Raw genomic sequence first — 25,800 nt, forward strand, 5'->3', positions numbered from 1 at the left:
AAATTGCGTGTTTTGCGGCATTAATCATTGGCAGCCCTGCAGCAACAGGACACAATAACGCCCTGTAGAAAAACAGGAGGGCGGGCCAAGAACGTCGCCACACCCGGCGAAAAATGCCGCCCCGATCAAAAAAACAACTAGGTTTAGCAGCATTAGTATGCGACGACTCCCTGCACTTTTGCGGTCACTGATCCGCAGCAGCAGCACGCCGGCAACACCCCTTACCCCCCTCTTCAGCCCCACTACGACACACAAGCCAAATAACGTCACACTACTGCTCAGCGGCGGCGCCACGGCACTGCTACAACTGGTCAGCCCCGGCGCGCTTGCTCAGGAAGCGCTGCCCAGGCTGGAAGAGGTGACCGTGACGGCCCAGCGCCGGGCCGAACCTTTGCAGGAAACCCCCATTTCGCTGGCCGCCTTTGGTGAGGAACGCCTGGAGGTCGAAGGTGTGACCGGACTTGAAGATATTCGCGGTCTGGTGCCCGGGCTCACCATTGACCCCTTCCCGATCAACAATGGCACCCTGCGGGTATTTATTCGGGGAATCGGCATATCCGATGCGCAGATCACCCAGGACCCGCCGGTTGGGGTCTACCTTGATGGGGTCTACATTGCCCGCTCCACCGGTGCCGCCATGGATGTTGCCGACCTGAGCCGGGTGGAAGTGCTGCGCGGTCCCCAGGGAACCTTGTACGGCCGCAACACCACCGGCGGCGCCATCAACCTGATTACCGCCCGGCCCAGCACCGAAGCGGTCACCGTGAAACAGACCTTGAGTGCTGGCAGCCGCAATTTGGCCAGCAGCAAAACCACCGTGAATGTGCCGATCACCGATCAGCTGGCGATTAAATTCGGCGCCCTGTTTCAACAGCAGGATGGCTATGTGGACAATACCGGACCCGGTGAGGATTTTGGCGACCGGGAGGTTGCCGGCTACCGCCTGGACCTGCGCTGGCAGGCCACGGACGATCTCACCGTCGACTACGCCTACGACCGCTCAGAGGTGGATTACACCAACAACAGTTACCAGCATATTCGGCCCCGCACCCCGGTGCAGGGCAGCCAGGCCGACTTGATCGACTCCAGCGCCAACACCAAATACGCCACCGGCTTTGCCGATGAGTTGGCAACGATCATGCCCTTTTTGCCGTCCTACACGGAGATTGAAGGCCACTCGCTGACCCTCACCCAGGAGTTCGACGGTTTTCAAATAAAGTACCTCGGCGCCTACCGCAGCCTGTTTGATCAATCCTATGCCGATCTGGGTGGCGGTGCGGGCCTTGCCCCAGGACAGGACCCCCACGGCCAAAGCAATGCCAGCAAGCGGGTGTTCCGCCTCGACACCGGCGAGTACTGTGGCCAGGCCGCCCAATTTGTTTTGGGCAGTGGCCAATGCACCCCGACGGTCCGCCCCATTGTCGAACAGGAGCAGTGGTCCCACGAATTTCAGATCACCGGCCAGGCCTTTGATCAGCGCCTGGAATACATCGCCGGTCTCTACTACTTTCGGGAAGAGGCGGTGGAAGACAACGGCCCCCTCCATCACCAGCTCAGCGGCCCCGCGAATCTCGGCGCACCCAATTTTGAGAACACTTTTGGCGATCTGCCCATTCTTGGCGGTGTGCTGGGTGACCTCCTCGGCCCCAACACCACCCTGCGCGCGGTCAACCTGCTCAGCCAGCGCTACAACATAGAGAACGAGGCCGTTGCCGCCTTCGGACAGTTCACCTGGACCCCGCCCATTTGGCAGGATCGCCTGCATCTGACCCTGGGCGCGCGGCACTCCGAAGACACCCGCACCGCAATCAAGAACCAGACCGACATCACCGTTATTGAAACCGCTGCCCTGTCAGTGGACGGTTCCATGGCCCTGTGCAGCGACGGCACCAGCACCTGCCGCAACTTTGACAACCTCAAGGCCACCCAGGACTTCAGCGACGACTCCCTCAGCGCCATCGTGGCCATGGATGTGAGCGAAGACAGCACCGTCTATTTCAAAATGGTCGAGGCCTATAAATCCGGTGGTTTTAACACCCGGGACCCACAGCGAGACGGCAACCAGGGCGCCGCCAGCGATGGCAATGATTACGGCTTTGGCTACGCCGAGGGCTTCGCCCCCGAATTCGTCACCACCTTTGAACTTGGCGCCAAAACCGAACTGCTGCGCCACCGCCTGCGCATTAACGCCGACGTTTTCTTTTCCCAATACGACGACATGCAACTCAACTTCCTGCTGGCAGGCACCGTGGCCGACACCAAGGTCGCCAACGCTGGCGAAGCAGAAATGTGGGGCTTTGAGACCGACATTACCTACCTGATTACCCGGGACCTGGTGGTGAATCTCAGCTATGCCTGGCTGGACGCCGAAGTCACTGAAGCAACTGACGTCAACGGTCAGGACGTCACCGATCAGTTTGTCTTTTTCTCTGCCCCGGAAAACGCCTTTTCCCTGGCGGCCGATTACACGGTCATGGCGCGCCCCTGGGGCCGGATCTCGCTGAATCTGGGCTGGAACTACACCGATGAACGCAATGGCGGCACCCTGCAGCAGAACATTGCCAACACCGAGCTGCGCGCCTACGACCTGGTCAATGCCCGCCTGAGTTTGACGGAAGTCCCTCTGGGCGATGGCCGCCTGGGAGTGGCCCTGTGGGGCCGAAATGTCTTCGACGAAGAGTACGAACTCAGTGCCATCGACAATCTGCCCGAGGCCGATCGCTCAGTCATCTGGGGCGAGCCCGCCAGCTTCGGTGTCGATCTCTCCTATGAGTTTTGAGGCGCTCGGCTAGAGGGGCTCGCCTAGAGGCGCTCGGCTAGAGAGGCTCGCTTAGAGGCGCTCGGCTAGAGGTGCTCGACCAGAGGGGCTCGCCTAAAGGTACCCGCCGAGAGGCGCAAGCTAATGCCCCCGACTACGGTCCCCTCCGCTCAGCAACCCGTCCGATAAGATCAATGGGAGCATTCAGCCCCCTTTTGTGGTCCCATGCCGCAGGTATCTACTACCACAGGATCGGCCACCATGTATCACTTCGCGCCCGAATCGCGGCCCACCATCACCGCCGTCATCCCGGCCTACAACGAAGCGCCGCGCATCGCGGCCAGCATCGCCGATGTCCACCCCCATGTGCAGCGCATCATTGTGGTAGATGACGCCAGTCAGGACGCTACTGCCTCCCTGGCCGCGGCCGCCGGCGCGGAGGTGATCCAGCACAAGACCAATGGCGGCTACATTGCGGCGATCAAATCCGGATTTGCCGCGGTCAACGACGGCATCGTGGTCACGATCGACGCCGACGGCGAATTTTGCGGCAGTGATATTCCAGCCCTGGTCGCTCCGATTATGGCGGGGCGGGCCGATATGGTTCAGGGAAGACGCCCGACGGTGCCTCGCCCCTCAGAGCGGGTAATCAGTTGGTTGGCCCGGCGCCGTGCCCCGGCGGGTGATTCAGGCACGGGCCTGCGCGCCCTGCACTGGCAGCTGGCCCAATCGCTGAACATCGAAGGCGCCTGCATCTGCGGCGTACTGTCCCTGGAGGCAGCCGCCAAGGGCGCTCGCATTGTCGACGTGCCGGTGCAGTTGCGCGGTGTGCGCAAGACCCGGCGCATCGCCTGGTTCCATCTGAAGCAGCTTCGCTACCTGATCCCCTGGCTACTGAAGCGCTATTCCTAGGGCCTATTGACACTAAAGGCATGCTGACACTAAAACGCGGTCTCCGAAGCGTAATGCGCCCACCACTGCCGAGACATAGCCGGCTATACCGCCGGCTCGTCCTGGATAATTACCAGCACATTGCTTGAGACTGAATCCAGAATCCGCTCAGCGGTATTGCCAACCACCAGCCCCGACACACCACTGCGGGCAATTGAGCCCACCACAATCAGCGGGTTGGGCAGGCCCTTCTCAATGGTTTGCAGCAGCGCTTCCGGACTGGTGTCAGCCACATGGGCACACTGGCGCTCAATACCAAGTTTGGCGGCCAATTCTGGCGGATGGACAAAGCCCAACGAGCCCTTATAGGCATTGGCGCCGTGCAGGGTCGCACCAGTGACCTCTGCAATGTATCGGGCCGATCCGACAATTCGGTCGGTCAGCTGGCGATGCGCTGGGTCGTCAGCGCTGATATTCAAGGCGGCCAGCACCGAGGCGACGGGGGTTTTGCTCTCGTCTTTCACCAACAGTACCGGGCAGCGGGCAGCGCGCAACAGTGTCCAGTCAGAGGTTTGCAGCAACCGGCGCTGCAGGGCGCTGTGGCGAAAGCTGGCTTTCACGATCAGCCCTGCACCGCAGCGCTCAGCGGCTGGCGCAATTGCGCCACGCCAGTCACTGCCACTTTCCACTTCCGTGGTCACGGTCACTCCATCGCGCCGAATCGGTGCCGCCATGGAATCCAGCCAGGCCTGGTAACGCGCCTTCTCAGCTGCCAGACCCGACTCACCCTTCGGGCTGGTTGCCGCGGTGGCGGCCACACACACGTACAAATGCAACGATGCCTGACTGCCTGCCGCCGCCTGCAGGGCGGGGGCTAATACAGTTTGGTCAGGGGTGGTTGGGTCGATCACACAGAGAACGGTGTTAATCTCCATGGGAGTGTTGGCGGCGGCAGCGCTCATGGCGAATCTCCTACTGGGCAAATAGCGGGCAAAATTTTGTGGTCCCGTTAAATGTCGCAAAAAGCCGCCGCTACACTCTTAATCTAGATCAACAAACTGCTCGATAGCCGCCAATTTGCCGCGCTGAAGCAATGCATTTGTGCTGCGGAATCTGCAAAAAACGCCAGCAAAAAAGGGCCCATGCAATCCCGGTGGCCCCCTGTTGTTTATCTACAGCTGTGATATAACAAACAACAGCTCAACCCAAAACGCTGTTTTTAACGGGCTTGCACTGCGACACCGAGCGCCCACTTCAGCGGCGACGGAACATCCGAAAACCGGCCCCCAGGGGCCAGCAACGAGGAACTGTGACGCGGCAATGAGTATTCCCCATTACACCCAATTGGTTATTTTCGGCGGCACCGGCGATCTTTCGCTGAGAAAGCTGCAGCCTGCGCTCTACAAACTGCAGCGAGAAGGCCTGTTGGACAAGGTCAGCGCCATTTACGCTCTGGGGCGCTCGGCCAGCAGTGATGCCGAATACCGGCAATTGGTGTTCGACAAAATGCAGGAGTATCTGCCCAAGCACTTCTGGGATCAGCAGCACTGGCAAAACTTTGCCGCCAAGCTGCACTTTGTCCATCTCGATGTGGAAGACCCGGGAGATTACGCCCGGCTGGCTGAGGCGACCAAGCGCGAGGTCCCTCACCGCAATGTCTTTTATCTGGCCACCTCATCGACACTGTATACCCCGATCTGCCGGAACCTGAACAGCTCCGGGATGGTCGATGCCAACGCCGCTGTCGTGCTGGAGAAGCCACTCGGTCACGATTTAAAGAGCTGTGCGGCGATCAACAGCGAAGTGCAGCGGGTGTTTCCCGAGCAAAATATCTTTCGCATTGACCACTATCTGGGCAAAGAAACCGTGCAAAACCTGCTGGTGTTGCGCTTCGGCAACGCCCTGTTCGGCCCCCTGTGGAACAGCCAGCACATCGACAACATTCAAATTACCGTGGCCGAAGATATTGGCGTGGGGGGCCGGGGCGATTTTTACGCCAAGACCGGCGCCCTGCGCGACATGGTGCAAAACCATCTGTTGCAGCTGTTGTGTCTGGTGGCCATGGAGCCCCCTGCCAACCTCCAGCCCAATACCATTCGCGATGAAAAGGTAAAGGTTCTGCGCGCCCTGCGCCCCATCGGCGCCGACAACGCCAAGGCCAAAACCGTTCGCGGTCAATACCAGGCCGGCGCCATTCACGGTAAGCCCGTGGCCGGATTTCTGGAAGAAACCGGATTTGAAAGCAGTGACAACACCGAAACCTTTGTCGCCATCGAGGCCGAGGTTCACAACTGGCGCTGGGAGGGAACCCCCTTCTATCTGCGCACTGGCAAGCGCCTGACCCGACGCTTCTCGGAAATTGTGGTGGAGTTCAAGAAGCACCCCTTCTCTTTGTTTGAAGGCGACCCAAATGATTTGTCCAACAAGCTGGTCATTCGCCTGCAACCCGAAGAAAACATCACGCTATACAAGCTCAACAAAAAGCCCGGCCTCAGCCGTCAACTCAAGCTGGAGCAGGTTGAATTGAATCTGGACGCCGATCTACACGATGAAACCCAGCACCACGAAGCCTACGAGCGACTGCTGCTCGATGTGTTCGAAGGTGACCAAACCCTGTTTATGCGGCGCGACGAGGTCGAGGCCTGTTGGCAGTGGGTCGATGGCATTATCGATGCATGGCAGGATGCCCAGGTAAAACCCAAGTCCTATGTTTCCGGCACAATGGGTCCCAGCGCCGCCCTGGCACTACCGGAAAAATCCAATCGGAGTTGGCATGAGCAATAAACCCTTAATGAACAGCTTGCCCGACAGCGCCGCGCTGAATCAGGCATTGGCCACAAAAATCGCCAAATTGCTGGATGCTGCCCTGGCAGAGCGCGGTGAGGCCAGCCTGGCGGTGTCGGGTGGCAGTACCCCCAAAGAGATGTTTACCCTGCTTGCCCAAAAACCGCTGGACTGGTCCCGCATCCATGTACTGCTGGTTGACGAACGCTGGCTGCCTGCAGATCACAGCGACAGCAATGAACACTTGCTGCGCCAAACCCTGCTCCAGGGCCCTGCCAGCCAGTGCCAGTACCTTCCCCTCAAAACCGAGGACTTGTCGCCGGTGGATGGCCAGTTCACCACCGAAGAGCGCCTAGATGAGCTCCCTTGGCCCCTGGACGTGGTCCATCTGGGAATGGGCGGCGATGGTCACACCGCCTCCTGGTTTGCCGACGCGCCAGAATATCCCGGCCTGAAAAATGCCTGCGCCCAGCGCTGCATTGCCGTTCATCCCAACAGTGCGCCCTACCCGCGTCTGTCGCTCACCCCTGCGGCGGTGTTCGATAGCCGGCACATTTTTGTGCAACTGACCGGCAAAACCAAACGCGAGCTGCTGGAGCGGGCCCTGTTCAAGGACGCCGATTACCCGATTTCCAAAGTACTTCACCAGAGCCGGGCCCCAGTCGATATTTTCTGGTCACCCTGAACCCGAGCGGCCGCAGCCACGTACCTGGCAACTAGCAAGTCGCTGATACCCGGCTGTTGCAACAATCTATTGCAGTCACTGAAAACGGACCAAAACGGAGCACCCTATGCATCCCGTCGTTGATCGCGTTACTGAACGCATTCGCCAGCGCAGCCAACAGAGTCGCCGCGCCTACCTCGACAAATGCCAGGCCATGCGTCGCCGGGGCCCACAGCGGGGCCATTTGTCCTGCAGTAATCTGGCCCACGGCTTTGCCGCTTGCGGGGAGAACGACAAGGGGCGCATTCGTCTGGAGGAGGCGGCCAATATCGGCATTGTCACCGCCTACAACGACATGCTGTCGGCCCACAAACCCCTGGAAGACTACCCCGAGCTGATTCGCCAAACCGCGGCCAGCATGGGTTGCACAGCCCAGGTGGCCGGCGGTGTTCCCGCGATGTGCGACGGTGTCACCCAGGGCATGGAGGGCATGGAGCTCAGCCTGTTCAGTCGCGACAACATTGCCATGGGTACTGCAATTGCCCTGAGCCACAACATGTTTGATGCCGCGCTGTGTCTTGGCGTGTGCGACAAGATCATCCCCGGCCTGTTGATCGGCGCACTGAGCTTTGGCCACTTGCCAGTCATTATGGTGCCTGGCGGCCCCATGGCCTCAGGGCTGCCCAACGATGAAAAGGCGCGCATTCGGCAATTGTTTGCCGAGGGCAAAGTCGGCAAGGAAGAGCTACTGGAGGCCGAGGCCAGCAGTTATCACAGCGAAGGCACCTGCACCTTTTACGGCACGGCCAACAGTAATCAGATGCTGATGGAGGCGATGGGCCTGCACGTACCCGGCAATGCCTTTGTGCCGCCCAACAATCTGCTGCGCCAAAAGCTCACCGAAGCCGCCGCCGAGCGGGTTTGCAAAATCACTGACCTGGGACCAAATTACACGCCCCTGTGTGACGTGGTGGATGAGCGCAGCATTGTTAACGCCATTGTTACCTTGATGGCGACCGGCGGCTCCACCAACCACAGCATTCACTGGATCGCCATTGCCAGGGCCGCTGGCATTGAAGTGGACTGGCACGACTTTGAAGATCTGTCCCGGGCAACGCCGCTGCTGTGTCGAATCTATCCCAACGGCACCGCCGACGTGAATCATTTCCATGCCGCCGGCGGCACCGCCTTTATCATCCATCAATTGCTGGCGGCCGGCCTGCTCCACCGGGATGTGAATACCATGTGGGGTAAGGGCCTGGATCACTATGCGCAGCTTCCCTCGCTAGAGGGCAACTCCCTGGTGTGGACACCGGCGAGTATGGTCAGTGAAGATGAAACGGTGCTGCGCGGCACCGAAGCCCCCTTTGCGCCCGATGGCGGCATGCGCCTGCTAACCGGCAACCTGGGCCGCAGCATTATTAAAGTCTCGGCCGTCAAACCCGAGCAGCGGATTATCGAAGCGCCTGCGGTGGTATTTGACAGCCAGGAGGCAATCAAAATCGCTTTTGAAGCTGGCGAGCTGGAAAAGGACTTTATCGCGGTAGTGCGCTTTCAGGGCCCGCGCGCTAACGGCATGCCCGAGCTGCATAAATTAACGCCCTACCTCGGTGTATTGCAGGAGCGGGGCTACAAAGTCGCCCTGATTACAGACGGGCGCATGTCAGGTGCGTCTGGCAAAGTGCCTGCCGCCATTCACCTCTACCCCGAGGCTGTCGACGGCGGCCCAATTGCCCGCCTGCAGACCGGCGATATGCTGCGCCTCGACGCGGAAGCAGGCACCCTCAATGTTGCCTTGAATAGCGACGAGCTGTCGGCGCGCACTGCTGCCAGCATCGATTTAAGCCATTATCACGATGGCTTTGGTCGGGATTTATTTGCCGTGATGCGGGCCAACGCCGGCACCCCTGAACAGGGCGCGGCGACCTTTTACGGTTAACTCAAGATCTAGGGCTTGGCGTACAGCGACTGGAGCATGGTCAGGTAGGCGGCCCGCTCCTCTTTCAGTGCCTGCTCGCTGGGCACAATCCAGGAGCCACCCACGCAGTGCACACAATCCAGGGCCAGATAGTCCTGATAATCCTCTACGGAGATACCGCCAGTGGGGCAGAACACTGCATCGGGAAAGGGGCCGGCAAGGGCTTTCAATAACTTGACCCCACCAATGGCTGAGGCTGGAAACAACTTAAAGACCGAGTGCTCTTCTGCCATGGCCGCCATCAACTCCGTCGCGGTGGCAATGCCAGGAATGTAAGTGGTCAAGGTCTTGCGGGCCATCGCCGACAACTCGCTGGAAAAGCCGGGGCTGATGACAAAATCGGCCTCATCCATGGCTCTGAGCATCTGCCGACGATTCACCACAGTGCCCACCCCAATCGACGCGCCAGGCATGCGCTCTTTAAACAGCTTGATCATCTGCCAGGCATCGGGGTGGCGAAGGGTGACCTCAACGGCGGGCACCCCCGCCTCGGCAAACAGGTCGGCGCAGGCCGCTGCGTGATCCATCGATTTGAAGGCTGCCACCGGCATAACAGGGGCGGACTGCTTCAACACTGAAAGGGCATCCTTCATCACCACTCCTCAATTGCTTGCCTGCGTGAAAACTCATTGTGCGCAGCCTGCCAGGCAGATTCAATGGCGCGGGGAAATTAGTGAGGAATAATCGGGGTGATGGCGCTATGAAAGCGTGGGTGCACCTGGAATGAAAAAAATGAACGTGACCGAGGTTCTCGGCCACGTCCTCGGCGCTACCGCGTTATTTTAAATGGCTTGCGTGAAAGGCAATATGCTCATCGATAAAGCTGGCGATAAAGAAATAGCTATGGTCATAGCCCGGGTGCTCGCGATAATCCAAGGGATAGTCCCGGGAGGCTGCCGCCGCTTGCAGCAACTCCGGGCGCAGCTGCTCGGCTAAAAAATTATCCGCCCCACCCTGTTCAACCCGCATGGGCAGCCGTTCGCTGGCCGCAGCCAGCAGCAGGCTCGCATCGTGGGCCGCCCATTGATCTCGGTCCTCCCCCAAGTATCCGGCCAGGGCCTTCTCGCCCCAGGGGCACCGCGTGGGCGAACATATCGGAGCAAAAGCCGACACTGACTTGAATCGGCCCGGGTTCTTCAGGGCGAGGGTCAGGGCGCCGTGACCGCCCATGCTGTGCCCAAAAATCGAAGTCCGCTCACCGTCCACCGGGAAGTGCCCGGCAATCAGCGCTGGCAACTCCTCAAGAATGTAGGAATACATCTTGTAGTGCGCCGCATACGGCGCTTGGGTGGCATCCACATAAAACCCGGCCCCCAGACCAAAGTCATAGGCTCCCTCGGGGTCGTCCGCCACATCGTCACCCCGGGGGCTGGTGTCCGGCGCCACAATGGCAACGCCGTGGGCCGCGGCGGCCCGCTGGGCACCGGCCTTGGTCACAAAGTTTTCGTCCGTGCAGGTCAGCCCCGATAACCAGTACAACACGGGCACCGGTGCGCCGGCATCGGCCTGAGGCGGCAAAAACACTGAGAAAGTCATCTCACAGTCGAGCACCGATGAACGATGGCGATAGCGCTGCTGCTGACCGCCAAAGCAACGCTGATTGGCTAGCTGTTCCATTTAGCCTCCCAATTAATACTTGATCACCGAGCGAATGCTTTCGCCTGAATGCATCAGGTCAAAGGCCTTATTGATGTCATCCAGCGGCATGGTGTGGGTAATCAGCTCGTCGATCTTCAGCCGCCCTTCCATATACCAATCGACGATTTTTGGTACGTCGGTCCGTCCCCGGGCGCCGCCAAAGGCGGTGCCCTTCCAGGTACGACCGGTAACCAGTTGGAAGGGCCGGGTTGCAATCTCTTTGCCCGCGCCAGCGACGCCAACAATACAGCTTTGCCCCCAGCCTTTGTGACAACACTCCAGGGCCTGGCGCATGACATCCACATTGCCGATGCACTCAAAGCTGTAATCCACCCCGCCTCGGGTCAGGTCGATAATGGCATCCACCACATTGTCGACCTCTTTGGGGTTGATAAAGTCGGTCATGCCAAAGCGCTGGGCCAATTCCACCTTACTGGGGTTGATATCAATGCCGATGATGCGGCCCGCGCCGACCATTTTCGCGCCCTGAATAACGTTCAACCCGATACCGCCCAAACCGAATACCGCGACCGTCGCACCGGGCTCCACCTTCATGGTAAACGCAACGGCACCTACCCCCGTGGTCACCCCGCAGCCGATGTAGCACACCTTGTCAAAGGGCGCATCTTCGCGAATTTTGGCCACGGCGATTTCGGGCAGTACGGTGAAATTGGAGAACGTTGAGCAACCCATGTAGTGCAACAGCGATTTGCCGTCGAGTGAGAAACGGCTGTGGCCGTCGGGCATGACGCCCTTGCCCTGGGTGCCGCGAATGGCCTGACACAAATTGGTCCGCGGGTGCAGGCAGTAATCGCACTCGCGACATTCCGGGGTATACAGGGGAATAACATGATCACCGGGTTTAACCGATTTCACCCCCTCACCCACTTCTACCACGACGCCAGCGCCTTCGTGACCGAGAATGGTGGGAAAGGCGCCCTCTGGATCATCCCCAGACAGGGTAAAGGCATCGGTGTGACACACGCCGGTGGCACGCAGTTCCACCATTACCTCGCCGGCGCGGGGGCCTTCCAAATCCACATCGCAAATTTCCAGTGGTTTTCCAGCGCCAAAAGCGACCGCAGCTCGCGTTTTCATCGATGATACTCCCGTTGTGAAAAATTAGGGCCTTGGCCGAAAGGCTGCCCCCGTTTTCAGGCTAGCAGAGAATGGCTTTCCCGCTACTAAATCCGGCGATCATACCGAGTTGGCATTTATCCGAAAGTCCGGCGACAGTCATTTTCCAACCGTCACCAATTTCCGCAGCGCCCCCGGTGCAGCGTATAATGCCCAACTCTTATCGGCCCAGCAGACCCAAACAACAAAAAGGCGGACCATGAGCAGTTTTGCGTCCATGCGCAGCATCTCCATCTCCAATTATTTTGTCCGCGCCATTCTTGCCAATGTCAACGACGCGGGGCTTAGCGCGGACGCCCTGATGCAGCAATGTGGCCTGCCCCCCGAATTGCAGCACAACGCCCAGGCCCGCATCTCGGCGGTGAAATTCGGCAAGCTCCAGGCACTGGTGATGGAGTCCCTCAATGATGAGGGCCTGGGATACACGCCCCAGCGCTACCTGATGGGCACCTGGGGCAATATGTGTCACGCAGTGATCCACTGCACCAGTCTCGGCCACGCGCTGTCGCGCTTTTGCCGTTTTTATCAGATGTTTGAGTTTGGAATTCAGCCGAGCCTGGAATTAGAGGGCGATGAGGCGAGGTTGGTGTTCTCCCCCGGCAAGATCACCTCTCCCCTGCAGATCTATGCCTGGGAGCACATGATGTTCAACGCCCACCGTTTTGCCAGCTGGCTGGTGAAGCAGCATTTGCCACTGACAGCGGCCGAGTTGAGTTATCCGGCACCGGATCATGCCGAGGACTATCGCCATCTGTTTTTGGGTCAGCCGGTGTACTTCAACAAATCTCGCTGCTGCCTGATTTTTCACCGCAGCCTCACCGAGCTGCCCCTGGCGCAAAATGAACAGTCCCTGCGCCGCTTTCTGCAGCATCCGAATCTGGTGCTGCTGATTCAGCAGTACCGTCAAATGAGCTGGTCAACCCAGGTGCGCAGTATTCTCAACCGCAACCTGATGGATTCGCCCAGTGTGGAAGATATCGCCGACCGGGTGGGGCTGCATCCCCAGACCCTGCGCCGCCGTCTGGCCCAGGAGGGCACCACCTACAACGATCTGAAAACCCAGTGCCGCCGGGATACTGCGCTGTATTTGCTGGGCAAATCCAACCTTTCTATTGAGCAGATCGCCCTGCGCGCCGGCTTCTCGGAAACCAGCGCCTTCACTCGCGCATTTAAAGGTTGGACCGGCGTACCGCCGCAAAACTATCGTCAGCGAATGTAATCGTCAGAGGCCCAACAGTTCAGCCATTTTGTCAGGGCGGTAGCCCTGCACCACCTCGCCATTCACCAGCATTACCGGTACGCCCCGTCGCCCAATCGCTTTGTACTGACGCATTCCCTCCTCGGAGGTCTCAATGTCGTATTCAAAGTACGGCACATTGTGCTGGGCAAGAAACTCCCGGGCCTGGGCGCAATAGCCACACCACTCGGTGGCGTACATCACCACCGGTTCGCTGTGCAGCTGACTGAAGTCCGGCGGCGGATTGAAGTAGGCGGTGATCGCTCCCCATTTCTGAACCAAAATAAAAACGAGGGCGACAAGGAGCAATTTTTTCATCAGAGGGCCAGCATCAACCAACAAGACTCAATTGTACGTTAACACCGGGCACCGCGATGTCAGAGGACCTGATCGAGGTTCTCGTAGGCCTTCTGCAGCCAGACCTTGACCCGCTGGCGTTCAAGCAAGCCAAGCCCTTCTTTCCCCGATGCCTTCACATTGACCGCTGCCCAGAAGCTGGTGTTATGCAGATCAATTTTACGCATCGACGCCTCGTGCAGCTTTGGCAACTCGATCATCACAGCGCCGAGAGACTCGGCCCTGGCCTTGAGCGGTGACTGCGCAAAGATCGAGAAATCTGACGCCCGGCCCTGATTAAAGACCAGCACATAATTGACTGATTCGCCGTAGGTGTCGAACAGGGATTCCAGCAGCGCCACAGACTCGCCGCTGCCGTCCATGACATGCCAGAAATTCACGGCGACGGATAATTCTTCCAATACGCCAAGCAAATCGGAGTCGTGAATCCAGCTCGCCAGAGGGGTAAAGGTCTGGGCTGCCAGGTCCACCAGGGCAGAACACTCCTCGTCCTCAGCAAGACCTTCGGCAATTGCATCCAGGCCCTCGTAGCTGTCGACCACGGTAGCGCTGGCGTAGTCGGCATAGAAACGCCGCAGAGACTGGTGAGAACGGTCGGTATCAAAACCGATGAAGGGCCGCTCGCGATCGATAAAGTATTGCGCAATTACCCGCGCTAACACCGATTTGCCCACACCACCCTTTTCGCCACCAATAAAATTCAATGAGCGCATATCAACTCCATGACATTAAGAAAGAGGCAAAAGGCCCCGTTGGTAAGCACATCCGTGACCGCTCGACTGAACGCTCATCAGACCAAAGAACGGAAGATTACCCCGAAGATTGTTGCAAAAAAGGACTTCGATCGGATTTTTTAATAAAGGTCAAAAAAGACAGCCACCCAGCGCCACAAATCGCGCAGGATCTAGCCAATGCACGCCGCTGCGTCCCCGCCTCGCGGCGGAGACCCGGATGAAGATTAATCACCCTCGCTGAAAAACAGCTCGGCCAGTTTCTCTCCCGGTTGGGGGGCACGCATAAACGTCTCACCCACCAGAAAGCTGTGAACACCGTGCAGGCGCATGGCCTCAACGTCGGCGCGGTCGTGGATGCCGCTCTCGGTTACCACCAGGTATTCCGAGCCAATTTTGTCGAGCAGATCAAAGGTGGTATCCAGAGAGGTTTCAAAGGTGTGCAGATTGCGGTTGTTTATCCCAATCAGCTTATTCCCCAGCGGTAGCGCCCGGCTGAGTTCCTCCTCATTGTGGACTTCAATCAACACGTCCATCCCCAACTCCCGGGCCAGCTCATTCAAGCCGTACATGCGCGAGTCGCTCAGGCAAGCGGCGATCAGCAAAATGCAATCGGCACCAATGGCTCTGGCCTCGTAGACTTGATAAGGCGCAACGATGAAATCCTTACGAATCACCGGCAGGCTGCACACTGCTCGCGCCTCTTGCAGATAGGCTTCGTGCCCCTGAAAAAAGTCGGCGTCGGTCAGTACTGAGAGACACGCTGCGCCGCCCGCTTCATAGCTCTTGGCAATCTCTGCCGGATTAAAATCTGCGCGAATCACGCCCTTGGACGGCGAGGCCTTTTTTATTTCGGCAATGACCGCCGCCTCACCCTTGGCCACCCTGGTGGTCATGGCCTTGACGAAACCCCGGGGCGGATCGAGCTTGGCGGCCCGATCCTGCAGCTCATCTGAGCTGACCACGGCACTGCGCTGGGCAACTTCCTGCCACTTGCGCTCAACGATGTTCTCTAAAATGGTTGGTACTGCCATTAATTTGCAAACCCCTGACTGAAAACCGACAACTCACTCATTTTCTCGAGGGCAGCGCCGACTTGAATAATATCCTCCGCCAAACTGACACCCTGCTTGAGGGTGGCCGCCACCCCCGCAACATAGAGCGCGGCGCCGGCATTCAGTGCAACCATCTCTGCGGCCTTCTGCCCCGCTGGTGTTTCGCGCTTGCCCAGGGCGTCGCGAATCAGCGCGAGGGAGGCATCGCTGTCCTGCACATCCAGCCCCACCAGGGACTGACTGGCGATACCCACCGACTCCGGCGTTATGGTGTACTCGGTGATTTCCCCGTTCTTTAGTTCGGCAACCTGGGTCTCGGTCGCCAGACTGATTTCATCCAGACCATCCTTGGAGTGCACCACCATCACATGGCGGGCCCCCAGGCGCTTGAGCACTTCGGCCAACGGCCGACACAGAGCGCCGTTAAACACCCCCAGCAGCAGGTTGGGTGCACCGGCCGGGTTAGTCAGCGGCCCGAGAATATTAAACAGAGTGCGCTGGGCAATCTCCTTGCGCGGGCCAATGGCATGCTTCATGGCGCTGTGATGATTCACCGCAAACATAAAGCCCACGCCAACCTCACTAATGCAGCGGGCCACCTGCTCTGGTGTCAGGTTTAAATTAATGCCTGCCGTCTCGAGCAGATCGGCACTGCCGCTTTTGGAGGACACCGAGCGATTGCCATGCTTGGCCACATGGCCGCCGGCCGCCGCAACCACAAAACTGCTGGCGGTGGACACGTTAAACAAATTTGCGCCATCACCGCCGGTGCCGACAATATCCACCACATGGTCCAAGCCACCCAGCGCTACCGGGGTAGCCAGCTCACGCATGACCCGGGCGGCACCTTCGATCTCGTCCAGCGACTCGCTCTTCATGCGCAGTGCCACCAGGAAAGCACCGATTTGGGCATCGCTGCACTGGCCGGTCATGATGCTGCGCATCACATCGCTCATTTCGACGGTGGTCAGGCTTTGCTGCTCAATCACCCGACCCAGGGCGGTCTTGATGTCCATGCTCTCACTCATGTCAGCGCTCCAAAAAGTTTCGAAATAGCTCGTGGCCCTGCTCAGACAGGATCGACTCCGGGTGAAACTGCACTCCCTCAACATCCAGTGAGGTATGGCGAATCCCCATAATTTCGTCAACCTGCCCCGCAGCGGTTTGTGTCCAGGCCGTGACTTCCAGGCAGTCGGGCAGGCTTGCCCGATCAACCACCAGCGAATGATAACGGGTCGCGGTCAGCGGGTTGTTCAAACCGCGAAACACCCCTTTATTCTGATGATAGATCGCCGAGGTCTTGCCGTGCATCACCTGCCGGGCTCGTACCACTTGGCCACCAAAGGCTTGGCCGATACTCTGGTGGCCCAGGCAAACGCCCAGTATCGGCACGCGACCAGCAAAATGGCGAATCGCCGCCACTGACACGCCAGCCTCATTGGGTGTGCAAGGGCCGGGAGAAATCACAATATGGCTCGGTGCCAGCGCCTCGATATCCGCCAGAGTAATACCGTCACTGAAGCGCACCTCAACCGACGCGCCCAGCTCGATAAAATACTGAACGACGTTGTAGGTAAAAGAATCGTGATTATCGATCATCAACAGCATCGCTGTTGCCTGCTCCCCTCTGACGCCAGACCCGCGCGGCGATTCCGTCTGGGTAAGGCCCGGCATTGTACGCAAAGGCCGCGCACAAACCCAGCCAATCGCGACGGCCCCAATCCGCCTATCGCGGCCCAGAAATAAATCTGAGCTATCGTATTGACCTAGGCCGAATATGTGATAGTGTACTAGTACATTAGTACGGCTGGCAAGCCAGCCTCCCAGTTAAGCTCGTTATATGCCTGAAAAAGACAAGGATCAGCACTACCGGCAGGATTTGGTTGAGCACCTTTTCTCGGCCAAAGACCCCCAGACGCTGGAGGACTTACTGAGCGATTTACTCACTCCCTCTGAGTTCAGCGAAGTGAGCAAGCGACTGCAGATATTCAGGCTGCTCGAGGCCGGCCTTCCCCAGCGCCAAATTGCCGAGCAACTGGGGGTAGGCATTGCCACTGTGACCCGGGGCTCCCGCGCCCTGAAAAGCGACACCAAACACAATACGAATTGAGTTAAATAAGAGTTTCTATGAGCCAGCAGCCCCCGCGCCTGCAATTGCCGCGCAAACCCCACTACATCACCCTCACCGCCGACTGCGATTTTTTCAGTCTGTTTAAGAAGATCGAGAAGCGCTTCGACAACTGCTTTTACCTGGAGTCCCTGGGTGAAGACAGCCACATGGCCCGGCATTCCATTATTGGCTTTGACCCCGAGCAGTTGATCTACGCCAACGGCAATACCTTGACCATTGAACAGCGCAATGGCGACCGGGTGGACTACCCCAGCGACAACCCTTACGCCCTGCTCCGGCAGATCATGCCCCAGAACATTATCTCGCGAAAATACGCTGGCGGTCTGACCGGTTACCTGGGCTATGACGCAATGAATTACTTTGAACCCAGTCTGAACATCTGTGCCAGCGAGATGTTTGACGCCTTTCGCTTTGGCCTGTTCAAGGACGGTCTGATTCTCGACAAGATGACCGGCGAGGTGATCTATTTCCACTACGACGACAGCCGCCTGCAAGAGATTGAGTCCCTGATGGCCGCACCGGAGCCGGTCAACGGCGAGCTGCAAATCACCCCGCTGGGTGAAACCATGAGTCGTGAAGATCACCGCGCAGCGGTGCTCAAGGTCAAGCAGGACATTATCGACGGCAAAATTTTTCAGACCGAGGTGGGCTTTAAGAAGCGCTTTCGCCTGGTTGGCGACACCATCAACATCTACGAACAAATGCGCGAGATTAACCCTTCTCCGCAAATGTATTACGTGAAATTTGGCGAGCAAAAATTAATTGGCGCCAGTCCGGAGCTACTGTTCCGCCTGCGTCAGGGCGAAATGGAAACCTTCCCCCTGGCCGGCACCACCCGCCGCGGAGCCGACCCCAAAGAAGACACTGCGCTGGCCCGGGCGTTGCTGAACGATCCCAAGGAAATCGCCGAGCACAATATGATCGTCGATCTGCACCGCAATGACATTGGCCGGGTGGCCCAGTTCGGCACGGTCAAGGTGCGCAGCCTGATGGACATCAAACGGTTTAGCCACGTACAGCACATATCCAGCGAGATAGTTGGCATTATCGCTGAAGACCAGGATATGTTTTCTGCCCTGGCCAGCAACTTCCCTGCGGGCACCCTTACCGGCGCTCCTAAAATCGAAGCCATGAAAATCATCAATGAGCTGGAGGGCGAAGGTCGCGGCCCCTACGGCGGCGCGGTGGGTCACTTTGCCTTCAATGGCGATTGCACCTTTGCCATCCCGATCCGCACGGTGTTTGCCAGCGGTGAACAGGCTTACGTGCAAACCTGCGGCGGCAATGTCTACGACTCCAACCCCGACGATGAATGGGAGGAAATTCGACGCAAGTTTGCCGGCACAAAGAAGGTGTTAGACAAATTTATGGTAACTGATGCAAAGGGGTCGCAAGCGTGAAAGTACTGATTATCGACAATTACGACTCCTTCACCTACAACCTATACCAGTACATTGGCGAGATTCTCACCAGTGCAAAAAACCGTGGCGAAGTGAGTGAATTCACCCTGATTGTGAAGCGCAACGACGAGCTGAGCCTGGCAGACATCGACGCGATGGCTCCCGATCGCATTATTATTTCGCCCGGCCCGGGCTCCCCCGATGACGAGCATTATTTTGGTGTGTGCGCCCAGGTGATCGGCGAGCTGGGTAAGCGGATTCCCCTGCTCGGGGTATGCTTGGGCATGCAGGGCATTGTCCATGTATTTGGCGGCAAGGTGGTGAAAGCCCCGCTGCCGATGCACGGCAAAATCAGCCCGATCACCCACACCAACAGCGGCATGTTCACCAACATTCCCGACCAGTTGGAAGTGATGCGCTACCACTCGCTGATGGCCGAAGCGGAAAGCTTCCCCGACTGCCTGACGCTGACAGCCCTCGTCGGCGACTACCCACGGGACAGCTTTGACGATCTCGACCGGCTTCGCCAGGGCGGCAACTTTGAGATTATGGGCATCCAGCACAAGGACTACCCCATCCACGGCATTCAGTTTCACCCCGAATCCTTCGCTACCGAAGGGGGCAAGGAACTGATCAGTAATTTCCTGTTTTCCTGCGCGGCCTGAGGTCGCGCTGCAAGCATTCACCATGTTGTACTCGATTGGCTATGCCACCAAAGACCTGAGCGCCTTCCTGCAGCAGCTTGAGCAACACAACATCACTGCTGTGGCAGATGTTCGCTCAGTGCCCTACAGCAAGGCCTTTTTCGATTTTCATCAGCCCGCCCTTGCCAGCAGCTTGAAAGCTTGCGGCATTCACTACGTGTATTTGGGTGAGGAGCTCGGGCCCCGCTCAAAGAACCCGGAACACTACGACAGCAGCGGGCAAGTGCAATTTGAGCGGCTGCAGCAATCGGCGCTGTTTCAACAGGGGATCAGGCGGCTTACCACCGGTCTGGACAAAGGCCTGCAAATCGCACTGCTCTGCGCAGAAAAAGACCCCGCCGTGTGCCATCGCAGTTTATTGATTAGCGAGTACCTGTTGGATCGACAACAACTGGAAGTCCAGCACATCTGCCACGGCGGTGAGTTGGAAAGCCAGAGCGTATTGCGCCAGCGGCTCGTCACCGAGAACCGCATTGTGCCGGATATGCTCACTCCTGCCTGCGAGTGCGAGAAAATGGCATGGAGGGCGCACAGCAAACGCTTTGCTTACCGGCGCCCGTGAGCAATCAGTCACTTCGCCCCCTCCCTCACCTCGCAATCAATCTATGACACAGATGCTCGGATATGCCTTGGCAATTATTTCGCAAATCATCTTTTTTTACTTTTTAAACCACTGCAAACCCCAAAAATCTCGCTACACTCAGGTCGTGACGCTGCATCAACAATGATAACGCAGCGGTATCCGGGCGGGCCGCCACTGACACGCAGTGCGTCGACCTGCTCAAACCGTCACTCAACCACAAGGATTGCGGATATGAGTAGAACATTTCATCGTTTTTTCGCTACTGCCACCCCCGCTCTGCTGACACTGTTTGCCCCGTCGCCGGGTATTGCTCAAGGCAAAGACAACGCACCCAGTCAGTACCCGGTAGAAGAGGTTATCGTATCGGCCCAAAAGCGGGACCAGCGCCTCCAGGATGTCCCCATTTCCGAGACAGTGCTGGACGATCAGCTGCTGCGCAACGCCAATATGGACAGCGGCACCGAAATCGCCCGCCAGACCCCAAACCTGAGAGTGTCGGTGCTGGGGGATGAATCCCAACCCAAGTTTTCCATGCGGGGGGTATCCACCGCTGAGTTTAACCTCAATGCCATCTCCCCTACCGGGGTCTTCTACGACGAAGTTTATATTGGTGCGTCCTACCTGGGCGGGGCCCAGATTTTTGATATTGAACGCATCGAAGTGCTGCGGGGCCCCCAGGGCACCCTGTTTGGCAAAAACACCACGGCCGGGGCCATTAACGTGATATCCAAGGCCCCCAGTTTTGAACAAGAGGGCTCGCTCACCGTCGGCTACGGCACGGAAAATTACCGGGAAATCCAGACTATTGGCGAGTTCCCCATTGTGGAAGACCGCTTCAGTGCGCGACTGGCCTACACCGGCGCCAAGTCCGACCCCTACATAAAAAATGTCAACCCCGGGGGCGAGGACATGTCAGATATTGACCGCCAGGCGGCCCGGTTGACCCTGGGGTATAAACAGAATGATCTGGACGCTACCCTGCGGCTGTTCCAAAACAAAAGCGACCCGCAGGCCATCGGCGCCATCACCTACGGCACCGGACCTGGTGGCACCAACGCCCTGGGCGTCAATCCCCGCACCAACCCCAATAACGGTCGCCCGATGGGCACCGATGAACTGGCCAGCGACCGAGGCGGCCGGATCAAAGTCCGGGGCGACGGCGGCTACCTGACCATTAACAAAGATATTGGCGAACTGACCCTGACCTCCATCACCTCCTTCCTGGAAGGGGAATTTCTCAATGAGGCCGACGGTGACGGCACCGCCCAGAACCTGTTGCACATTGATTTTGGCGCCAAAAATCGGGAGATGGGCCAGGACCTGCGGCTGTCGTCCAACCACGGCGGTCCCTTTAACTGGATTGCGGGCCTGTACTACTTCGAAGATAAAGTTGATGTAAACACAGTTTACAACCTGTTTCAGGAGATCCCCCTGGCCGGCGTCACCCTGGATCAGCGCTACACCCAATATCGGGAGTCCTACGCCATCTACGCCGACGGCACTTACGATTTTGGCAACGGCTACCAGCTCTATGGCGGGTTGCGCTACACCGACGACAAAGGCAGTCTGGAGGATTTTCAGGTAAACCCCAGCATTCCTCCCCAAGGCGATCTTACCTATCACGACGAGGAGCCCACTGGCCGATTGGGCCTGCAGAAATATTTCACCGACGAGTTGATGGTGTACGGCCAGTTTGTTTACGGTTACCGCAGCAGCGCCATCAACGGCGGGGCACTGTCCTCCCCCGACGAGCTGACCGTCGCCGATCCGGAAAAGTTGCGGTCCTACGAAGTGGGCATCAAATCCCAATGGCTGGACCGCCGCCTGACACTCAACGGCGCGGTGTTCTACTACGACTTCACCGACCAGCAGTTCCAGAATGTGGCCGGTATTGGTCAGCAGCAGTTGGTCAACGCCGGGGAATCCGCCATTGTGGGGCTGGAGCTGGAAACCCGCTACCAGGCCACCGACAAACTCACGCTCAGTGTTGGCCTGGGCCTGCTGGATACCGAATATGAGGAGCTGGTGCTCAACGGTGAAGACCTGTCGGGAAACGAGTTGATTGAGGCGCCGGAATATACCGTTAACTTTGCTGTGGATTATCGCCAGCCCCTAGGCGATGCAGGCACCTTGACCTTCCATATTGACGCGGTGAATGTGGCCGAGCAGCACTTTTCCGCCACCAATGACCCCGTGTATCAGGTGGATGAATTCTGGGACGCCGGGGCGCGGGTCGCGTTTTTATCTGCCGATGAAAGCTATGAAATCGCCTTCTATGTCAAAAACCTGACCGACAACGACACCGAAACCGGCCTGCAGATTGACCCGACCACCATGACCAAATTCACCACCGTGCCCTACCCCCGCCGTTTTGGCGTTGAGCTGACTGTGTGGTTTTAGGAGCACTGGAACCCCTTTGCCCTAAGAAACAAGGGGCAAGCGCCCAGTTTGCTTCTCAGTTTCAGCGACAGCCACCGGTCCAGGCAGCTCACCTGGACCGGTGGCCGAAAAACATCACTGGACAGCGCAATCAGAACAAATCGGCGAAGTGATCAACCAACAGGTCAGGATTGGCCTCAGCCACCGGCGCACCGTGATTGTAACCGTAGCTCACACAGGCGACCGGCATCCCCGCCGCCCTGGCGGCATCGATATCATTGCGCGAATCCCCCACCATCACCGTGTTTTCCACGGCCACACCCAGTTGTTCACAGGCGAGATACAGTTGCGCCGGGTCGGGTTTGCGCTGGGGCAAGGTATCACCGCCCACCAGCACCGGCAGGAGGCCATCGAGTTCCAGGCCAATCAATATATCCCGACTGAAGCGTTCGGGCTTATTGGTGACGCAGGCCATGGCGATGCCCTGTCGTTGCCAGTATTCAAGGGCTTCCAACACACCGGGATAGAGGCAGGTTTTTACACAGGAGGCTTTGCCGTAAAAATCGAAAAAACTGGCAAGCAGTGCTTCCACTACCGCGTCGGGGGCGGCACCCTCGGCCACTTCCAGCGCATTGGCTGCTGCGCGCTCAACCAGCTTACGCGCACCGTTACCCACCCACTGGCGAATTTTGGCTTCGCCGGCAGGCGGATAAGCGTTCGCCGCCAGCGCGCGATCAACGGCGGCGGCAATGTCAGGCACGCTGTCGATCAATGTGCCATCGAGATCAAACAGCAAGGCCTTTAATTCGCGGCCCTTGAGCAGTTCGGCGAGACGGGTCATACCTTGGCCAGTTGGGCGCGCATCTGCTCGATCACGGCGCTGTAATCGTCCTGATTAAAGATCGCTGAGCCGGCCACAAAAGTATCGGCACCGGCGGCGGCGACATCGGCGATGTTCTTGGCGGAAATCCCGCCGTCCACTTCCAAGCGAATATCAAAACCGCTGGCATTAATCATGGCCCGCACTTCTTTGACCTTGTCCAGGGTTGATGGGATAAAGCTCTGCCCACCAAAGCCGGGGTTCACCGACATCAGCAGCACCATATCCAGCTTGTCCATCACGTATTTCAACACCTCAGGGCCCACCGCAGGATTGAGCACTAGCCCTGCCTTGCAACCCGCATCGCGGATCATCTGCAGGGAGCGGTCAACGTGAATGGACGCATCGGGATGAAAGGTAATGATGCTGGCACCGGCCTCGGCAAAGTCGCCGATCAGGCGATCAACGGGGCTGACCATCAGGTGCACATCAATCGGCGCTTTTACACCGTGCTTGCGCAGGGCCTTGCACAACATGGGCCCAATGGTGAGGTTGGGCACGTAGTGATTGTCCATGACGTCGAAATGCACAATGTCGGCCCCCGCCTCCAATACGGTATCGACTTCCTCGCCCAGGCGGGCAAAGTCTGCGGACAAAATGGAGGGAGCAATCCAGTAATCAGCCATGGTATTTCCTGCGAGTTAGTCGTCTGAAGGGTGAGCCGCCGCCATTTTACGTGAATGCCGGGAGCGATTCAGCTGTCCAGGCCGGCGCTGCGTAAAAACAGGTCCAGCGCAGCGAGGCGCTCGGGGGTGCCGATATCCCACCAGTGGCCGCCAAAACGTTCACCAGAGAGCCGCCCCAATGCCATTGTCTGTTGCATTAATGGCTTCAGCGCCCGGCGACCCTGAGAAAAGCCGGCAAAACAACGGGGATGCCAGACACTGAGCCCGGCATAGGTATACCGGGGGCCCTCGCCACTTTCATTCACTTGTCCCGCGCCGCTGAGATGAAAGTCACCGCTCGGGTGATGGGGCGGATTGTCGATCAACACCAAGTGTGCGCCCTCGGTCTGCAAACCGAAAAGCCGGGAAAAATCGTAGTCCGTCCAAATATCGCCATTAACCAGTAAGAAGGGCTCGTCACCCAGGTGATCCAGGGCCTTGATAATGCCGCCGGCGGTTTCCAGGGGCTCATCTTCCCGGGACAGGGTCAGCCGCAGGCCGTAACGGTCGCCATTGTCGAGATAGGCCAGCAACTGGTCGGCCAACCAGGAACAATTCACCACCACCTCATCAAAACCTGCCGCTGCCAGTTTCTCCAGATGAAAATCGATCAGGGGTTTGCCCCCCGCTTTGAGCAGCGGTTTTGGGCAGTGGTCGGTCAGGGGGCGCATCCGGGTGCCAAGACCCGCCGCCAGAATCATCGCTTTCACAGGCGAACATCCCGATACCAGTCCTGGCTGCGGGCCAGTGGCAGAAGACGATCCTCAAACCAGCTGACAAAATCGCCAAACACAGGGTATCGCCGGGCCACACTCAGGGTATAAGCCATCACCAGGGGAAGATCTTTAAGGTAAGCCGTTTTGCCGTCGCGCAATTTAAGCCGCGCAAAAATGCCCAGCACCTTGATATGGCGCTGCAAGCCCATCCAATCAAAGGCCTGGAGAAAGTCAGCCTCAGTCATGGCGGGCAAGACCCCTGCAGACTGGGCCATCGTCCGGTATTCCAACGCCCATTGCTGGACCTGGGAGGGCGGCCAGGCGACATAACAATCTCGCAGCAGGGAAACCAGGTCGTAGGTCGCCGGCCCTCGCACCGCATCCTGAAAGTCGATCATGCCAAGCTGGCCGCCGGCCAGGCACATGATATTTCGGCTGTGAAAATCCCGGTGCACCAGCACTTGGGGTTGGTCCAGCGCCGAGCGCTCCAATTGGGCAAATACGCCACTGAGCAAGGCGGTTTCAGACGCGCTCAGGCGGTAGTCGAGCAAGCCTTCAATAAACCACTGGGGGAACAACCGCATTTCGTTGCGCAGGCGCGGCTGGTCGTACTCCGGCAACTGGGCAGCCTTGAGGCCAATGCCCTGCACTGGCAATAGCAGCGCCATCGCCTGACGGTAGTAATGATTGGCGGCGTCAAGGTCAGTCAGCAGCGGCAGCAGCAATTGATCGCCAAAGTCTTCCTGAAGCAGAAAGCCCCGCGGCCGATCCCAGGCAAGCAGCGCCGGTACCCGGCCACCGTGGCTGTGAAGGAGGGCTTGAACGCGGGCGAAGGACTCATTGTCTTCTTTGTCTGGCGGCGCGTGTACGGCAATCACGCTGCCACCATCGTTGAGTTGCAGGCGGTAATAGCAGCGGAAACTGGCATCCCCGGAAACTACCGTCAGCTCACTGGCGGCTTGATCGGCAGGCAGCGCCAGGGCGCTCAGGCACCACTGTAACAACTCGGATGTTAAGGCACTCATGACAGGGCGGGGATTTCTCAGCTTTTCGCGATACAGGCGGGCATCCTAGCAGAGAATGCTTTATTATCCACCTTCGCCAAGGGGGCT

The 25,800-nt window shown here is 58.3% G+C and carries 24 protein-coding genes; 11 read left to right on the forward strand and 13 right to left on the reverse strand.

Annotation, left to right across the window (positions count from 1 at the left end; all coding sequences use genetic code 11):
* Positions 1 to 157 precede the first annotated feature (157 nt).
* Positions 158 to 2,779 carry a TonB-dependent receptor gene (locus NCG89_RS03580; RefSeq protein ID WP_251088404.1) on the forward strand — a complete coding sequence of 874 codons (2,622 nt, stop codon included), beginning with the start codon at positions 158 to 160 and terminating at the stop codon, positions 2,777 to 2,779.
* 240 nt (positions 2,780 to 3,019) lie between these two features.
* Complete coding sequence (locus tag NCG89_RS03585) at positions 3,020 to 3,670, forward strand: glycosyltransferase family 2 protein (protein WP_251088405.1); 651 nt, start codon at positions 3,020 to 3,022, stop codon at positions 3,668 to 3,670.
* 83 nt (positions 3,671 to 3,753) lie between these two features.
* Here the strand turns inward: NCG89_RS03585 and NCG89_RS03590 are convergent, their stop codons facing one another.
* Entirely contained in the window at positions 3,754 to 4,611 is an 858-nt protein-coding gene (locus NCG89_RS03590) for a universal stress protein (RefSeq protein WP_251088406.1), read from the reverse strand.
* A gap of 358 nt (positions 4,612 to 4,969) precedes the next feature.
* On the opposite strand from NCG89_RS03590, the gene zwf reads away from it, so the two are divergent.
* The 3 genes from zwf (at position 4,970) to edd (ending at position 9,036) form a co-directional block, all read left to right on the forward strand.
* Complete coding sequence (zwf, locus tag NCG89_RS03595) at positions 4,970 to 6,433, forward strand: glucose-6-phosphate dehydrogenase (RefSeq protein WP_251088407.1); 1,464 nt, start codon at positions 4,970 to 4,972, stop codon at positions 6,431 to 6,433.
* Complete coding sequence (pgl, locus tag NCG89_RS03600; protein ID WP_251088408.1) at positions 6,423 to 7,118, forward strand: 6-phosphogluconolactonase; 696 nt, start codon at positions 6,423 to 6,425, stop codon at positions 7,116 to 7,118. The genes zwf and pgl overlap by 11 nt, the downstream gene beginning before the upstream one ends.
* 106 nt (positions 7,119 to 7,224) lie before the next feature.
* Entirely contained in the window at positions 7,225 to 9,036 is a 1,812-nt protein-coding gene (gene edd, locus NCG89_RS03605; RefSeq protein ID WP_251088409.1) for a phosphogluconate dehydratase, read from the forward strand.
* A gap of 8 nt (positions 9,037 to 9,044) precedes the next feature.
* Here the strand turns inward: edd and eda are convergent, their stop codons facing one another.
* From eda to NCG89_RS03620, 3 genes are all read right to left on the reverse strand, one after another.
* Positions 9,045 to 9,668, reverse strand: a complete 624-nt coding sequence (gene eda, locus NCG89_RS03610; protein ID WP_251088410.1) for a bifunctional 4-hydroxy-2-oxoglutarate aldolase/2-dehydro-3-deoxy-phosphogluconate aldolase — start codon at positions 9,666 to 9,668, stop codon at positions 9,045 to 9,047.
* Between the two features lie 184 nt (positions 9,669 to 9,852).
* A complete protein-coding gene (fghA, locus tag NCG89_RS03615; protein ID WP_251088411.1) occupies positions 9,853 to 10,692 on the reverse strand; it encodes an S-formylglutathione hydrolase in 840 nt (279 codons plus the stop codon).
* A gap of 12 nt (positions 10,693 to 10,704) precedes the next feature.
* A complete protein-coding gene (locus NCG89_RS03620; protein WP_251088412.1) occupies positions 10,705 to 11,811 on the reverse strand; it encodes an S-(hydroxymethyl)glutathione dehydrogenase/class III alcohol dehydrogenase in 1,107 nt (368 codons plus the stop codon).
* A 238-nt stretch (positions 11,812 to 12,049) separates the two neighbouring features.
* Between NCG89_RS03620 and NCG89_RS03625 the strand changes: the two genes are divergently transcribed.
* Positions 12,050 to 13,069, forward strand: a complete 1,020-nt coding sequence (locus NCG89_RS03625; protein WP_251088413.1) for an AraC family transcriptional regulator — start codon at positions 12,050 to 12,052, stop codon at positions 13,067 to 13,069.
* A gap of 3 nt (positions 13,070 to 13,072) precedes the next feature.
* Here NCG89_RS03625 and NCG89_RS03630 read toward each other — a convergent pair whose 3' ends face one another.
* From NCG89_RS03630 to NCG89_RS03650, 5 genes are all read right to left on the reverse strand, one after another.
* Positions 13,073 to 13,405, reverse strand: coding sequence for a glutaredoxin family protein (locus NCG89_RS03630; RefSeq protein ID WP_251088414.1), 333 nt, complete (start codon positions 13,403 to 13,405; stop codon positions 13,073 to 13,075).
* A gap of 59 nt (positions 13,406 to 13,464) precedes the next feature.
* Positions 13,465 to 14,157, reverse strand: coding sequence for a P-loop NTPase family protein (locus NCG89_RS03635; RefSeq protein WP_251088415.1), 693 nt, complete (start codon positions 14,155 to 14,157; stop codon positions 13,465 to 13,467).
* Between the two features lie 245 nt (positions 14,158 to 14,402).
* Positions 14,403 to 15,209, reverse strand: a complete 807-nt coding sequence (gene trpC / locus NCG89_RS03640) for an indole-3-glycerol phosphate synthase TrpC (protein WP_251088416.1) — start codon at positions 15,207 to 15,209, stop codon at positions 14,403 to 14,405.
* Positions 15,209 to 16,246, reverse strand: a complete 1,038-nt coding sequence (gene trpD, locus NCG89_RS03645; RefSeq protein ID WP_251089331.1) for an anthranilate phosphoribosyltransferase — start codon at positions 16,244 to 16,246, stop codon at positions 15,209 to 15,211. The genes trpC and trpD overlap by 1 nt, the downstream gene beginning before the upstream one ends.
* 13 nt (positions 16,247 to 16,259) lie before the next feature.
* The gene (locus NCG89_RS03650; RefSeq protein WP_251088417.1) at positions 16,260 to 16,838 is read right to left on the reverse strand and encodes an anthranilate synthase component II; all 579 of its coding nucleotides are present in this window, start codon (positions 16,836 to 16,838) and stop codon (positions 16,260 to 16,262) included.
* A 232-nt stretch (positions 16,839 to 17,070) separates the two neighbouring features.
* On the opposite strand from NCG89_RS03650, the gene NCG89_RS03655 reads away from it, so the two are divergent.
* The 5 genes from NCG89_RS03655 to NCG89_RS03675 all read left to right on the forward strand — a co-directional run bounded on the left by NCG89_RS03655 (position 17,071) and on the right by NCG89_RS03675 (position 22,448).
* Positions 17,071 to 17,340, forward strand: coding sequence for a Trp family transcriptional regulator (locus NCG89_RS03655; protein ID WP_251088418.1), 270 nt, complete (start codon positions 17,071 to 17,073; stop codon positions 17,338 to 17,340).
* Between the two features lie 17 nt (positions 17,341 to 17,357).
* Positions 17,358 to 18,761, forward strand: a complete 1,404-nt coding sequence (locus NCG89_RS03660; protein ID WP_251088419.1) for an anthranilate synthase component I family protein — start codon at positions 17,358 to 17,360, stop codon at positions 18,759 to 18,761.
* Positions 18,758 to 19,426: an anthranilate synthase component II gene (locus NCG89_RS03665; RefSeq protein ID WP_251088420.1), complete on the forward strand. Its 669-nt coding sequence runs from the start codon at positions 18,758 to 18,760 to the stop codon at positions 19,424 to 19,426. The genes NCG89_RS03660 and NCG89_RS03665 overlap by 4 nt, the downstream gene beginning before the upstream one ends.
* Before the next feature lie 22 nt (positions 19,427 to 19,448).
* On the forward strand, positions 19,449 to 20,027 hold the full coding sequence (locus NCG89_RS03670; protein ID WP_251088421.1) for a DUF488 domain-containing protein: 579 nt from the start codon (positions 19,449 to 19,451) through the stop codon (positions 20,025 to 20,027).
* 252 nt (positions 20,028 to 20,279) lie between these two features.
* On the forward strand, positions 20,280 to 22,448 hold the full coding sequence (locus tag NCG89_RS03675) for a TonB-dependent receptor (protein ID WP_251088422.1): 2,169 nt from the start codon (positions 20,280 to 20,282) through the stop codon (positions 22,446 to 22,448).
* A 130-nt stretch (positions 22,449 to 22,578) separates the two neighbouring features.
* Here the strand turns inward: NCG89_RS03675 and NCG89_RS03680 are convergent, their stop codons facing one another.
* The 4 genes from NCG89_RS03680 to NCG89_RS03695 all read right to left on the reverse strand — a co-directional run bounded on the left by NCG89_RS03680 (position 22,579) and on the right by NCG89_RS03695 (position 25,713).
* Positions 22,579 to 23,268 carry a phosphoglycolate phosphatase gene (locus NCG89_RS03680; RefSeq protein WP_251088423.1) on the reverse strand — a complete coding sequence of 230 codons (690 nt, stop codon included), beginning with the start codon at positions 23,266 to 23,268 and terminating at the stop codon, positions 22,579 to 22,581.
* Positions 23,265 to 23,933, reverse strand: coding sequence for a ribulose-phosphate 3-epimerase (rpe, locus tag NCG89_RS03685; protein ID WP_251088424.1), 669 nt, complete (start codon positions 23,931 to 23,933; stop codon positions 23,265 to 23,267). The genes NCG89_RS03680 and rpe overlap by 4 nt, the downstream gene beginning before the upstream one ends.
* 68 nt (positions 23,934 to 24,001) lie before the next feature.
* Positions 24,002 to 24,673, reverse strand: coding sequence for an N-acetylmuramate alpha-1-phosphate uridylyltransferase MurU (gene murU / locus NCG89_RS03690; protein ID WP_432757888.1), 672 nt, complete (start codon positions 24,671 to 24,673; stop codon positions 24,002 to 24,004).
* Between the two features lie 5 nt (positions 24,674 to 24,678).
* Complete coding sequence (locus NCG89_RS03695; RefSeq protein WP_251088426.1) at positions 24,679 to 25,713, reverse strand: aminoglycoside phosphotransferase family protein; 1,035 nt, start codon at positions 25,711 to 25,713, stop codon at positions 24,679 to 24,681.
* Positions 25,714 to 25,800: the final 87 nt, after the last annotated feature.

The sequence above is a fragment of the Spongiibacter taiwanensis genome, from assembly GCF_023702635.1.
GTDB classification, from domain to species: Bacteria; Pseudomonadota; Gammaproteobacteria; order Pseudomonadales; family Spongiibacteraceae; genus Spongiibacter; species Spongiibacter taiwanensis.